The sequence below is a fragment of the Ensifer sp. ENS08 genome, from assembly GCF_014852195.1.
Taxonomy (GTDB): Bacteria; Pseudomonadota; Alphaproteobacteria; order Rhizobiales; family Rhizobiaceae; genus Ensifer; species Ensifer adhaerens.
Map to the genome: position 1 here is coordinate 536,563 of NZ_JACVBF010000002.1, position 13,473 is coordinate 550,035.

Annotated in this window: 13 protein-coding genes; 8 read left to right on the forward strand and 5 right to left on the reverse strand. The window is 62.7% G+C overall.

The window, feature by feature from the left end; translation table 11 throughout:
• The first annotated feature begins 53 nt into the window (after positions 1-53).
• Together IB272_RS08235 and IB272_RS08240 are read left to right on the forward strand one after the other, a co-directional pair.
• On the forward strand, positions 54-815 hold the full coding sequence (locus IB272_RS08235; RefSeq protein ID WP_034788518.1) for an MBL fold metallo-hydrolase: 762 nt from the start codon (positions 54-56) through the stop codon (positions 813-815).
• A 172-nt stretch (positions 816-987) separates the two neighbouring features.
• Positions 988-2,745 carry an adenylate/guanylate cyclase domain-containing protein gene (locus IB272_RS08240; RefSeq protein WP_192444307.1) on the forward strand — a complete coding sequence of 586 codons (1,758 nt, stop codon included), beginning with the start codon at positions 988-990 and terminating at the stop codon, positions 2,743-2,745.
• Between the two features lie 36 nt (positions 2,746-2,781).
• On the opposite strand, the gene IB272_RS08245 is transcribed toward IB272_RS08240, so the two are convergent.
• Positions 2,782-4,191, reverse strand: a complete 1,410-nt coding sequence (locus tag IB272_RS08245) for an adenylate/guanylate cyclase domain-containing protein (protein ID WP_034788105.1) — start codon at positions 4,189-4,191, stop codon at positions 2,782-2,784.
• 120 nt (positions 4,192-4,311) lie between these two features.
• Positions 4,312-4,728, reverse strand: a complete 417-nt coding sequence (locus IB272_RS08250; protein ID WP_192444308.1) for a nuclear transport factor 2 family protein — start codon at positions 4,726-4,728, stop codon at positions 4,312-4,314.
• A gap of 182 nt (positions 4,729-4,910) precedes the next feature.
• Between IB272_RS08250 and IB272_RS08255 the strand changes: the two genes are divergently transcribed.
• The 6 genes from IB272_RS08255 (at position 4,911) to IB272_RS08280 (ending at position 10,378) form a co-directional block, all read left to right on the forward strand.
• A complete protein-coding gene (locus IB272_RS08255; RefSeq protein WP_192444309.1) occupies positions 4,911-5,321 on the forward strand; it encodes a GFA family protein in 411 nt (136 codons plus the stop codon).
• A gap of 130 nt (positions 5,322-5,451) precedes the next feature.
• Positions 5,452-6,525: a cyclic nucleotide-gated ion channel gene (locus IB272_RS08260; protein WP_113506215.1), complete on the forward strand. Its 1,074-nt coding sequence runs from the start codon at positions 5,452-5,454 to the stop codon at positions 6,523-6,525.
• 185 nt (positions 6,526-6,710) lie between these two features.
• Positions 6,711-7,544, forward strand: coding sequence for a response regulator (locus IB272_RS08265; protein WP_034788121.1), 834 nt, complete (start codon positions 6,711-6,713; stop codon positions 7,542-7,544).
• A gap of 292 nt (positions 7,545-7,836) precedes the next feature.
• Positions 7,837-9,129: a diguanylate cyclase gene (locus IB272_RS08270; RefSeq protein WP_226020692.1), complete on the forward strand. Its 1,293-nt coding sequence runs from the start codon at positions 7,837-7,839 to the stop codon at positions 9,127-9,129.
• A 123-nt stretch (positions 9,130-9,252) separates the two neighbouring features.
• Entirely contained in the window at positions 9,253-9,729 is a 477-nt protein-coding gene (locus tag IB272_RS08275; protein WP_034788525.1) for a VOC family protein, read from the forward strand.
• Positions 9,730-9,901: 172 nt separating this feature from the next.
• Entirely contained in the window at positions 9,902-10,378 is a 477-nt protein-coding gene (locus IB272_RS08280; protein ID WP_192444310.1) for a DUF805 domain-containing protein, read from the forward strand.
• Positions 10,379-10,646: 268 nt separating this feature from the next.
• Here the strand turns inward: IB272_RS08280 and IB272_RS08285 are convergent, their stop codons facing one another.
• From IB272_RS08285 to IB272_RS08295, 3 genes are all read right to left on the reverse strand, one after another.
• The gene (locus tag IB272_RS08285) at positions 10,647-11,246 is read right to left on the reverse strand and encodes a YdeI/OmpD-associated family protein (protein WP_060520583.1); all 600 of its coding nucleotides are present in this window, start codon (positions 11,244-11,246) and stop codon (positions 10,647-10,649) included.
• A gap of 150 nt (positions 11,247-11,396) precedes the next feature.
• Entirely contained in the window at positions 11,397-12,401 is a 1,005-nt protein-coding gene (locus IB272_RS08290) for a GlxA family transcriptional regulator (RefSeq protein ID WP_034788530.1), read from the reverse strand.
• A 794-nt stretch (positions 12,402-13,195) separates the two neighbouring features.
• Complete coding sequence (locus IB272_RS08295; RefSeq protein ID WP_034788135.1) at positions 13,196-13,399, reverse strand: DUF1127 domain-containing protein; 204 nt, start codon at positions 13,397-13,399, stop codon at positions 13,196-13,198.
• Positions 13,400-13,473: the final 74 nt, after the last annotated feature.

Sequence of the window (13,473 nt, forward strand, 5' to 3'; positions counted from 1 at the left end):
GCGCAAGGATCGCCGCGATGGTCAAGGCCGGTTCCGGCAAGGGAGGACACCCCATGAAGCTCCAGCTTATCCGCAACGCGACACTCAAGCTCGACTATGCCGGTCACACGGTGCTGATCGATCCCTTTCTAGGGCCGAAGGACAGCCTGCCGTCCTTTGCGGGGCGGGCGCCCAATCCGCTGGTCGGGCTGCCGTTCGACACCGATACCATTCTTGCCGGGGTCGAACTCGTCATTATCTCGCATCTGCACGAGGACCACTTCGACGACACCGCCAAGCATCGCTTGCCGAAGGGGCTGCCGATCTTCTGCCAGCCGGGCGACGAGGAGGCGATCCGTGGCGCTGGTTTTCGCGACGTCACGCCCCTTCTCGGCAAGGCGCAGTGGCAGGGCCTGAAGCTCACCCGACGTGACGGCAGCCACGGCCTTGGTCCTGTCGTTCAGGACATGGGGCCGGTCATGGGTTTCAGCCTTGAGGCCAAGGGCGAGCCGACGGTTTACTGGGCCGGCGACACGGTGCTCTATCCGGCCATCGAAAAGACCATCCACGATACGAAGCCGGATGTGATCGTCACCCATTCCTGCGGCGCACGCTGGGACGGCGCCCTGATCGTGATGGATGCGGCACAGACGATCGCGGTCTGCGAGGCCTCCAAGAAGAGCATCGTGGTTGCAACGCACATGGAGGCGCTCGACCATGCGACGGTCAGCCGAGGTGATCTCCGCGCCGCCGCCAGCGCCCACGGCATCGCCTTGCCCAGGCTGCTCATTCCGGATGATGGCGACGTGTTGACCTTGATACCGCCCGTGGTCTAGGCGGCCGACAGGTCGCAGTAGGACAAGCTGTTACGCGGCACGGCTGCCGGGGGCCCTTCTTGACCGGCTGCGGTCTTGATCCGCTCTCGCTTGCCACAGGTATCTGTGAATATTCGAAAATTCGCGCATATTAAACACAACGAAATCCTCCGCCGCAGGAGCGGTCACCGTTGTGGATCGAAAGCTCGCAGCCATCCTTGCGGCCGATGTCGCCGGCTTCAGTCGCCTCGCAGCGCTCGACGAAGAGAACACGCTTCGCGCGCTCGACCTTTGCCGGGGGCGGATTGCCGAATTGGTGGATGACCATGGCGGCCGCATCTTCGGCAGTGCCGGCGATGGTCTCGTCGCCGAGTTTCCAAGCGCTGTTCAGGCCGTCCGCTGCGCGGTGGAAATCCAGCGCGGTCTTCTCGATGCGCAGGATCTGCCCCCCGAACGCCACCTGCAGTTTCGCATTGGTGTCAATCTCGGCGACATCGTCGTGTCGGGAGACGATCTGCTTGGCGACGGAGTCAATATCGCCGCGCGCCTGCAGGAGATCGCCGTCCCGTCGGGCATCTGTATTTCCGGGGCGGTGCGCGAACATCTCGACGGCAAGGTGCCCTTCGCGCTGACCAGCCTCGGCGAACGGACCTTGAAGAACATCCCCCGGCCCATTCTGGTTTTCCGGGTCGACTGGCAAGACGAGATCGCTGTCGGAGGTGGCGTCCTCGACGGGGCGCCGCTGGCCGGTCGCAGCAAGGACCAGCCGTCGCTCGTCGTCATGCCCTTCGACAATCTGAGCGGTCCAGGCGACGAGTACTTCGTCGACGGTGTCGTGGAGGAGATCACTGCGGCGCTCTCGCGCGTCCGGGATTTCTTCGTCATCGCGCGCCAGTCCGCCTTCACCTACAAGGGGCGCTTCGTCGACGTGCGTGACGTCGGCAGGGAGCTCGGTGTCACCTATGTGGTTGAAGGCACCGTGCGCCGCGGTGGCGACCGGCTGCGCATTTCCGTGCAACTGGTCGACGCCGAGACGCGGACCCAATCCTGGTCGGATCGCTACGAGGGCGCAATCGAGGATATTTTCGAGTTCCAGGATCGGATCGCCGCGCAGGTGGCAGGCGCCATTCATCCGGCCATCCGCGATGCCGAGATCGAGCTTGCCAAGCGCAAGCCGCCGGCCAGTCTGCGCGCCTATGATTTCGTCATGCGCGCCTTCCCCAATCTATGGGGGCGCCGCAGGGATAGCAACAACCAGGCGATCGAACTGCTTCGGCAGGCGATCCTGGTCGATCCCGGCTACGGCCGCGCGCATGCGCTTCTGGCGTGGTGCCATGCCTCGAGCGCCTCCTACCTATGGACCGACCGGCCGGAGCAGGAACTGGATCAGGCGCGTTCAGCGATCGAAGGTGCAGGCTCGATCAGCGACGATCCGACCGCTTTGACTGCGGCTGGCGCGGCAATGAGCATCTGCGGCGATCAGGATCGCGCCGCCACCTTTATCGAAAAGGCGCTGGCGCTTGATCCGAACAATGCCTGGGCATGGGCTCGGCTCGGCTGGATCGCGATCTTCACGGACGATCCCGCACGCGCAACGGAGCGGTTCCGGCGTGGGATGACGCTGAGCCCGAGAGACCCGCTCGCATTCAACATGAGACTGGGGATGGCTTTTTCCATGGCCATGCAAGGGGCTCTCTCAGAAGCCATCGCGATCGCCCAGGACGTCGTCAACAACTATCCTGACGTGACCTGGTCCTATCGCCACCTCGCGGCCTGGTCGGCGATGACCGGGGACATGGAGACCGCCCGATGGGCGGCGCAGAAGCTGCTGGCAGCAGAGCCGGGGTTCACGATCGAACGGTATCGGGCACTGCCCTGGTTTCAGAGGATACCGCAGTGGCAGCATCAGATGGCCGAGGCGCTACGGCAAGCCGGCTTGCCCGAACGCTGATCGCCGCTCGCGGGATATGGGCGTTCCCGGCCAGCCTCACGGGATCGAGAAAATGCTGATCTCGTTCGTGATGCCTCTGAGCGCGACATTGTGCGATTGCGGGTTGAGGCCGCGATCGCTGAGCAGGCTCGAGGCGCGCGGATCGTCGAGCACCGAACCGGTCGCAAAGATTTCGCGCGAGCTGGCGAGGTGCTGGACCCGAGAGGCGATGTTGACCGTCTGGCCGAAATAGTCCTGCCGCTCGTTGAGGCTGACGGCGATGCACGGTCCCTCGTGGATGCCGATCTTCAGCAGCAGGTCTTCCGAGCCGCGGTCCTCGTTCAGCTGTCGCATGGCATCGCGCATGCGCATGGCGGCCGCAACCGCCCGGTCCGGCGTCGGGAAGGTGGCCATGACGGCGTCGCCGATCGTCTTGACGACCGCGCCGGCTTCCGCCGCAACGATCTCGTTGACGACGCTGAAATGGGTCTTCACCAGATCGAAGGCGGCGAGGTCGCCGACCCGCTCGTAAAGCTCGGTCGAGCCGCGCAGGTCGGAGAAGAGAAAGGTGAGGCTGGTGATCTTCAGCCGCTGGTCCACGTCGATCGTGTCGGTGCGGTAGATGTCGCGGAAGGTCTGGTTGGAGAGCAGCCGCTTGGCGGTCAGGAACGGCCGGCGGCGGCCGAGGATATCGTGCAGCGCGTCGTTGGCGATGCAGACCGAGGGCAGGGTGCGGACATCCGTGTGGTTTTCCACCTGGATGCGCAAGGGACCGGGCTGCATGGTCAGCGCTTCGTCGTGGCGATGGCCGCGATCGAAGACGAGCGACAGCGTGCGCCGCTCCTTGGTCGGCTCGCCCTTGACGTCGATGAACTGCGCGGCATGGGTGACCGGCTCGAAGATGATGATGAATTCCGCCGGCATCTGCAGCGAGATCACCGCCTTTTCGCCGGGCGGCAATTCCAGCGCCTCGATCATGAAATCGTCGACCTGGGCCTCGTAGCCCTCCTCGGGCAACTCGATGCCGGAGCCCCAGTAGATCTGCCGGAAATATTCGAGCGGCGTCAGTTCGTGCGGGCTGTGGGCCTCGATGTGGCGTATGCGCGGGTTCACGGTGAAGGTCACCTCCACCATCTCGTCCAGCGTCGGCTCATAGCCGGCGGCGCAGAGCGAGCAGGTATAGGTGTCGCTCTGCACGGTCTTCAGCGAGGTGTTGGCATCGAGCACGCCGCCGCAGCCGGGGCAAAGCACATTCCAGGAAAGCTCGAAAAGGCCGAGGCGGGAAGCATGCAGGAAGGCGGCGATCGCCTTCTCCTCGTCGAGCCCGTGCTCGGCGGCAAAGGCGAGTGCGTTGATGCGGCCGAGTTTGCGGTCCGGCGCTTCCCGGACAAATCGCTCCAATACGCCGGCGATTTCAGGCTGCACGGTCTGGCGCAGCATATCGAACAGAGGCTGGGCTTCACTCATGCCGGCATCCTACACCGAAAACGGGCGCCGGGGCAGACGGTTTATCGGTGAGGATTGGTGGAGGGGAAAGCGGCCGACCGCCTTCCCGTCATTCGCTACGCTCCACCTCGCCAGCACTCCTCAGGCTACCTTGCGGTCGCGACCGAAGGGATCGCCAAGCACTGACTCCGTGTGCAGGCAGGCCTGCCAACCGCTGTTCTCGCGTATCCAGGTGGTGGCGTCGGCGGCTTTCAGTGTCAAAGGCTGCCCGTCCACATCCATCTCTTCCGTCACCGTATAGGCGATGACGGCGACGTCCTCGCGCGGAAAGACCACGCTGACGTCGTCGAGGCGGAACGATTTGAGCTTCCAGGAACGCTCGGCCTGTTCTGCCATTCTGCGATAGTCGTCCGGCGTGAGCACCGCTGCGCCTTGCGCGCCGACGACGATCGACCGTTCGGGCAGCATGGCCACGGATGCCTCGGTGTCCTTCTCCACAATGGTTCGCCAGAATTCCTGTTCGAGGTCGATAATCTCCTGTTCGTCGGCATGTGCCATGGTTCGTACCTCCGTTTGGCATACCGGCAGAAGACGTCAAACGGCGAAAGGTTCCGCCAAGACAGTCGGGTTCAGGCGATCTCAGAGCGCATCTTGATGCCGGCAACAAGCGCGGGAACCGAACAACCGACCACGTCGTTTCCCTGGTCTGGCATCAGTGGTTGCGACAGAGGATAGGATCAATGACGGCGCTATCGGGAAAATGCCTTTGCGGTCGGGTCGCGCTCTCGGTGCGCGGCGAACCGATCCGGGTCGGCATCTGCCATTGCATGGACTGCCGCAAGGAGAGCGGATCCGCCTTCACCTTTTATGGCATCTGGCCCGCGGAACAGTTTGAATATTCGGGCGAAATTTCGGATTTCCAGGGTCGGTGCTTCTGTTCGCATTGCGGCTCGCGCGTCTTTTCGGTCGACGCGCGCGAGGCGGAGGTCAAGCTCGGGATCCTGTCCCAGGCGCCGACGCCGCTGAAGCCGAACTACGAACTCTGGATCAAGCGCCGGGAGCCTTGGCTGCGGCCAGTGGAGGGTGCCGCGCAGTACCAGGAAGATCGCGAACGCACCGGCGACGAGGAGCCGGCCGACACCCGCTACTAGGCCCGTTTCGCTACAAATTTGAATCCCCTTAAATGAGCATCGATTCATGCAGTGAATTGTGCTTTAGATCAAAGCGTTGCCGCCCCCGTCCGGCCGAGGCGTCGTCGGCGAGCGGACGCTGGGGGAGTGAATGTCGGCACGGCCTTCCTTACGAATTTCCACGCCACTCAACGGATTGCTGGCAGCGCTCGGGCTTGCCGCCGTCGCGGCGCTGACGACGCGCAATATCGGCGCGACGGCGCGGTTGTCGCTGGAGGTGGTGCTTGGCGGCCTCTGGCTTTTCTATGTGCTGCAGCTGGCCGATACGCTCGCCGCCTGGCCCACGGCGGATCGTCGCGCGCTGATGCCGCATCTCGTGATCGATATGGTGGCCGTCGTCGTTCCGCTGGCCGCCTTCCTGTTCGCCGATCCGCGCGACCAGAGCCTTTATTGCGGAGTCTGGCTCTTGAAGCCCTTGCGCCATTCCACCTTCTTCCGGCTGCTCGGCCGGGTGGTGGCGCGCGCCGCGCCCAATCTCGTCGGCGTCACCTCGCTCTTCGGCATCGTGCTCTTCGGCGCATCGTTGGTCGCCTATCTGATCGAGCGCGACATCCAGCCGGACAAGTTCGGCAGCATTCCGCAGGCCATGTGGTGGGCGGTGGTGACGCTGTCGACCACCGGCTATGGCGACGAGATCCCGCAGACGCTGGCCGGCCGGGTGCTTGCCGGTCTGGTGATGATGAGCGGTATCGGCATCTTTGCGCTCTGGGCGGGCATTCTCGCCACCGGGTTTTTCGAAGAAGTGCGCCGCCAGGATTTCGTGCGCAACTGGCAGCTGGTCGCGGCGGTGCCGCTGTTCGAAAAGCTCGGCTCGGCCGCCTTCGTCGAGATCGTCAGGGCATTGCGGCCGCGGGCGGTGCCGGCAGGTAGCATCATCTGCCGCAAGGGCGAGCCGGGCGACCAGATGTACTTCATCGTCGAGGGGCGCGTGACGATTGCAACGCCGTCACCGACGCCGGTCGAGCTGGGGCCCGGCAGTTTCTTCGGCGAGATGGCGCTGATATCGGGTGAGCCGCGCTCTGCGACCGTCACGGCTGCCACAGAGGTCTCTTTGCTGTCGCTCTATTCGGAGGATTTCCAGATGCTGTCGAGCAGCAATCCGGAGATCGCCGAGGTCATCCGCCGGACCGCCGAGACGCGGCGTGGCCGAGCCCCGGAGGCATGAGAAAAGCCGGCGTCACGGCGGCCGGACGTCTCAAGCCGGCACGCCGGTCTCGTTAATTCGCCGGCCGCTTATTAACACCGAAGAAAGCCTTTCTCCTCTAGCATGGCGCCTGCAAGTTACAGCGACTAGGCGGGCATGAAGAACGCGCGGAGCTGTAGGGGGACACTCTTTCACATAGGCGTTCAATGTCATTTTTTGGCGTTTCCGGAATGTATTATTCCGGCGAATCCCTTGCCGAGCACCGCATCGTGCTTGCCGAGGACTCCAACCTCTTTTCCTCGATGGTCTCGAAGCGGCTGAAAGAGCTGTTCGACATCGATGTCATCGTCTGCCGCGACTATGACGATCTGCAGTTCGCCGTCGAAAACGCGACATTCCCGGCCTCGCTCGCCATCTCCAACATCAACCTGCCGGGGGCCGAAAACGGCGAGGCGCTCAACTACCTGATCGAGATGAGCGTGCCGACCGTCGTCTTCACCGGCTCGTTCCAGGAATCGACGCGCGAGAAGATCCTGGCCAAGGAGATCGTCGACTACGTCATCAAGGACAGCGTCTTTGCCGTCGACATGCTGGCGGAATCGGTCTGCCGGTTCCTCACCAACCACAAGCACCATGTGCTGATCGTCGACGACAGCCCGACCGCACGCGCGCTGCTGACGACGCAGCTCAAGCGCTACAACTTCCGCACCAGCTCGGCCGAAAACGGCGCGATGGCGCTGGAGCTCCTCAAGAACAATCCGGATATCGGCCTCGTCATCACCGACTACAACATGCCTGATATCGACGGCTTCGAGCTGACGCGGCGCATTCGCAGTTCCTACGGGCCGCACCAGCTGCGCATCATCGGTGTTTCGTCGTCGACCAACCGGCTTCTGTCGGCGCGCTTCCTCAAGGCGGGCGGCAACGACTTCGTCGTTCGTCCCTTCGTCAACGAGGAATTCTACTGCCGCGTCAACCAGAACCTGGATACGCTGACCAAGATCCGCACACTCAGTGAAAAAGTTAGGGTTCCTGCTTAACCATCAAAGCAGGATGGGTAAAAACCCCTAAGAATTATTGGGTGGGCGCACCAAAAACGCCGCGCACAGGTTGCCGTATTAACGAAATTGCAATCCGAACGGTCTTCAATCCGCCGCAGCAGGAGCGGGGAATCCGGTCACACGGATCACGCCGGCCGAAAGGCCAGGCGCGGCAAGTGGCCGGGTTGAAGATTTCGGGAGCCAGCGTCACCCCTTGAGGGAAGCACGCCTGTGGCTCGAGAGGGGTTGCAGGGACGTGAGATTGCGCCGCACGCCAGGCCGGGTGAATTCTGTGCAGAAGCACAGTGACAAGCGCATGCTGCTTGTCGAAGATTCCCGGATGTTTGCGACGGCGCTGAAGTACGGGCTTGAGTCCGTCCACGGCATTCGCGTTACCCATTGCAACTCGCTGGCGGCGCTGAAGGAAGCGCTGGAGCAGGCGCCGGAGAGCTTCTCGCTCGCCGTTCTCGATCTCAACCTGCCGGATGCGCCCAATTGCGAGGCGCTCGAATTCATCCTCGACAACCAGGTGCCGGCCGTCGTCTTCACCGCGGCCTTCAACGACCATACGCGCGAGGAAATCCTCAGGCGGGGCGCGCTCGATTGTGTCATCAAGCACCAGCCGGAATCGATCAATCTCTTGATTGGCGCCGTTGATCGGGCGCTGACCAACGGCAAGACGACGGTGTTGCTTGCTGATTCCGATGCCGCCTCGCGCAGCGAACTGGCCGGCATCTTGAGGCGCAAGCGGATTTCCGTCTGCGAGGTCGCATCTGCCGCCGATGCGCTGCAGGTACTTGATAGCGGCGAGGCCGTCGATCTCGTCGTCACCGACCTTGATCTCTCCGACATGTCCGGCGCAGCGTTGCTTGCCGAGGTGGAACGGCGGCGGGGCGACGGCGCGGTGCCGGTCATCGGTCTCTCTGACAGCGGCGACCGGCGTGCCGGTGCCCGCTTCCTCGAAGCGGGCGGTACGGATTTCATTCAGAAGCCCTTCCTCGAAGCGGAGTTCAATGGGCGCATTGCGCAGGCGGCCGGTGTGCAGAAGCGGCTGCAGACGCTGCAGCGGCAGGCGGCCAGCGACTACCTCACCGACCTCTACAACCGCCGTCACTTCTTCGTGGCGGGGCCGCGGCTGGTCGAGCAGTGCCTCAGGCGCGGCGAGCCGACGGCGATCGCCGTGCTTGATATCGATCATTTCAAGCGCCTCAACGACACCTATGGCCACGAGATCGGCGACATCGTGCTGAAGCATGTGGCCAAGCGCCTCTCCGTGCTCGTTGGCGAGGACCATCTGCTCGCCCGCCTCGGCGGCGAGGAGTTCGGCATCCTCTTCAACGGCTGCGACGTGCGGCGCGCCTTCGCCTTTTGCGACGCGCTGCGCCTGGAACTCGCAAAATCCCGCATCGTCGCCGACGACGAGGAGCTGACGATTACCGTCTCGATCGGGCTTGCCACGATCGAGACCTCGGAGGCCTTCGAGAACTACCTGCATGCCGCCGACCAGTTTCTCTACATGGCCAAGCATGCCGGCCGGAACCGGGTGATTTCCGAGTTGGCGCTGCTCGACGCGCTGGCCTCGTAAACTGCCGGGCCAGACCGGCAGGCCCACCCTCGGAAATAATGATCCGTCACCTGTCGGCTTGGAACGAAGTCGATCGTCCTTCGGTTACCGCACATGATCAGGCGGCACGAGGAGGACCAAATCATGACCAATGTCGTTTCCAATCTCTGGTTTGCGAAGGAGGCGCGCCAGGCCGTCGACTTCTATGTTTCGCTCGTTCCCAATTCGGCAATCATCCGCGTCACCACCTTGCCGGCGGAAAGCCCGAGCGGACCGCCCGGCAGCGTGACGACCATCGAGTTCACGCTCGGCAACCAGGAATTCCTGGCGCTCGAAGCCGGGCCCCTCGATCCGTTCAACCATTCCTTCTCGATCATGATCCAGTGCGATACCCAGGAGGAGATCGACCGGATTTGGAACGCGATCAGCGAAAACGGCGGACAGATCGAACAATGCGGTTGGATCCGCGACCGCTGGGGGTTGTGCTGGCAGATCGTGCCAAGGGTGCTCGGCGACATGGTCGCCCATTCCGACCGTGCGCGCGCCAAGCGCGTCACGGAGGCGATGCTCGGTATGATCAAGCTCGATATCGCCGAACTGGAGCGGGCGTTTCACGGCTAGAAGCCGGCTGTCTCGTGGGTGCAGGACCCGCAAGTTGTGGATGCCGCAGGCGGGCCATGCCCCGCCTCCAGCGACGCTCGAGATGCCAGGCACAAGGCCGCCTCCCTGCGCAACCATGGGGCGCTTTTTGTCGCGAAGACATCTACCCGTTTATGAGGGAACCTTTTATAGGATGACAAGGCTGGCCGGCGCGGGGGCACTTGGAAACGCACTGGCTGTTGGGGGGGAAGACGACGTGAATTTACAGATGTTTACGAGTGTTCATGGCCGTATCGGACGTCAGGCCTGGTGGTTGGCGCAGATCGTTATCTGCATTGCGGCGATAGCCGCGATGTTCGCCGGCGGGGCGTTGTTGGCGCTTTCGGGCGTCGACAATTATGCCGCGGGCTTCAGCCTTATGCATATGCTTGTCATCCTCATCATCGCCGCGAGTTTCTATTTCGGCTTCACGGTCAACACCAAGCGCTGGCACGACCATGGCCGTCCCGGGTGGTGGAACCTTGCGCTGTTCGTCCCGGTCGTCGGGCCGCTCTTGGGCCTCGTCATGTTGGGCTTCCTCGCGAGCGAGGAGGGTGACAACCGCTTTGGTCCGCCGGTCCTACGCTTCGTCGGAGGTGGTGCCGCGCGCTTCGGCCGCGCCGGTCAGTGACGCCGGGCTGTAAGTCAAAGGGCTAAGGCGACGTTTGTGTGCGTCCGACAGAACGCGTGTCGCCTTCGGCGTTCATTTTTCGCGCCTGCACGTGCCAAGCGCGTGACGGTGGCGATGCCGGGCATGATCAAGCCGGATATTGCCAAGATTGAGCGTGCAAACAGCTTTGGGCCGTCGGGCGTCGAGCCTTGCCGGTGCCGGATCGGTCTCGGGCTATGCCGGTCCGCCAGGACGAAGGCCGACCTTTCGGTCGTGCCCCGCAATCGCTTTACTTGCTCTTCTGCGGATAGATCGTTTCGCCGCGCTTCAGCATCTCGACGAAGGTCTCGATCTTCTTTTTGCGCCCGGCTTCGGTCTTCATGTTGTGGGTGCGGAAGGCGAGCGCGAAGCGGTTCTGTGCGCTGAGCTTGCCAAGCATTTCGCGGGCTTCGGGCTCAGCGTCGATCGCCGCCTGCAGGTCGTCGGGGATCTGCATGTCCTTGCCGCTGGCATAGGCGCGGTCCCAGCGGCCGTCGGCCTTGGCGGCATCGACCTGTTTGAGCCCGTGCTCGGTCATACGGCCCTCGGCAATCAGGCGCGAGACATTGTCGACATTGATCTGGCTCCAGATGCTCTTCTTGCCGCGCGGCGAATAGCGCTGGAGGAAACTCCTGTCGTCGTGCCCCTTGCGCACGCCGTCGATCCAACCCCAGCAGAGCACCGCGTCGATCGCCTCCTTGGGCGTGACCGAGGCGAGGCCGGAGCTGACCTTGTGGGTCTTGATCCACACTTCGGTTTCGCTCTGGTGGTGAGCGGCGAGCCAGTCGTAGAAGCTCTGGAAGTCCTTGAATTCGTGAACCTTGGCGGGATCGATCTCCACGGGGGCCATCGTTCGTTGTGCTCCTCGCTCCGCTGAAACGCCGACCATTCAATCCAAAACAGCGGCGCGTGCAAGCGTCATGACGGCACAAGCGGAAAGTGTCACCAACGAAAAAGGGCGGAGAAGCTCCGCCCTTGTCTGATCCATATGATCTGCCGCTTATCGCGCCATCTGCAGCGTCAGCTTGCGGTCGGCGCGCTCCTGCTGCGGCGAGCGGTTGTAGAGTTCGCGATAACACTTGGAGAAGTGCGAGGCGGAGACGAAGCCGCAGGCTACGGCCACTTCGACCACCGGCATCGACGACTGGATCAAGAGGTGCCTTGCGCGATCGAGGCGGATTTCGAGATAGTAGCGCGCAGGCGAGCGGCCCATTTCCTGGCGGAAGAGGCGCTCGATCTGGCGGCGGGAGAGATCGGCGCCCTCAGCGATTTCGAGCAGCGAAAGCGGCTCGGCGAGGTTTGCCTCCATCAGTTCGATGATGGACAGCACCTTGGCGTTCTGCACGCCGAGACGGGCGCGCAGCGGCAGGCGCTGGCGGTCATGGGGCCCGCGCACGCGATCGGTCAGCGCCTGTTCGCAGACGCGGTTGACGAGGCTCTCGCCGAAATCCTGGTCGATCAGGTTCAGCATCATGTCGAGCGAGGCGGTGCCGCCGGCGCAGGTGTAGATGTTGCTGTCGATTTCGTAGAGGTCGGCATAGACGTCGACCTGCGGGAAGCTTTCGGAAAAGCCCGGCAGGTTTTCCCAGTGGATGGCGCAGCGCTTGCCGGTCAGAAGACCGGCCGACGCCAGCACATGGGCGCCGGTACAGAGGCTGCCGACGGCGACGCCGCGGTTATAGACCTCGCGCAGCCAGGCATTGACCGACTTGTTGTTGAAGTCCTCGACATAGATGCCGGAACAGACCAGCACCATCGAGGGGCGGTTTTCGCCGCCGAGAAACTTGCGCTCGTCTGCAAGCGACGAGTTGACCTCGAGCGCGATACCGCTCGACGACAGGACCTTTTCGCCGTCGGACGAAGCGAGGCGCCAGGAATAGGCCTCGTAGCCGAGCATGCGGTTGGCGATGCGGAGCGTTTCGATCGCCGCCGAAAAGGGCAGCATGGAAAAGTTCGGCACCAGGAAGAAGACGAGAGAACGCTTTTTGGTCAGTGGCTTGTTCATGAGGCTTCCCATGCTTGGCGATGCGGTATATTCGTCGCTTGGAAGATACTCTTCGGCTTGTCTGTTTGCGACATTCGCATGGATAGCAGCGACCGCAAAGAGATTTCGCATTGCGACATCGCGCGGTGAAAGGCGGCTCGGCCCCGCTTTCAGGCTTTTGTAAGGAAAGCGACAGTTTTTACAGCGCTGTTGACGCTATCGGACAAGAACTGCCAGAGATACGCAACATTCGCAAAGCGCTCTCCAAGGTTGTGTTTGCCGATTGCGACGCTTCACACGGCTGGCGCGGGTGTCGGTAAAAGACAAGTGAACCTCGTGCGATCGCTCGCTAGCCTGATTAACGGCACCGCGAGTAGAGGTGCGAGCCAAATCGGCCGATGATCACACACCATTGGCGGCTCGTGCTTTCGACACTACCTGCGATGCGACGGTCTCTTTGGAAGGGTACGTTGCGTGGGGCGGAATCAGCCGACAGCTTTGAGGCGCGCCGTTTCGCTGCTGAAGGCCCTGTGGACTGTTTCGGTCATCGTCGCGACAACCGCCATCGGTGCCCACGCCGGATGGTTGGGCCACGGCATCGTGGGGTCGTTGGCGCTCGGGTTCGTGGGGCTTGTCGCCGGCTGTTTCCTCAGTCGGCCGTCGCTTCTCGCAGAGTTGCTGACCTAGGCCGCATTGCGTTTCGGATTGCGCGACGACACGTTCGAACGCAAAGGAAAAGGGCACCGCCTTGTCGGCGATGCCCTTCGATTCATCCGGTTCGTGACGCCCTCAGAAGGGACAGATCACGCCGTCATTCATTGTTCGGTCTTATGCACCGCATCGTCCACCGACGGGAAGCCGATGTCCTTCAGCGTGTCATAGGACAGGTTCTCGAGGGCCCGTTCCTGGCGATAACGCTTCCATACTGCCCAGGCACGAACCTGCAGATTGAAGAGACCCGGAAGGGACGAGTGGGAGGATGCCCGTTCCGAGGCCGATGAAAACTGAGTGTTGGACATTTCATGGCTCCTTCTGAGTGTCTCAGCCGGTCGCGACCATGATGGTATTTATGGCCTAACCTGACTTATCATTC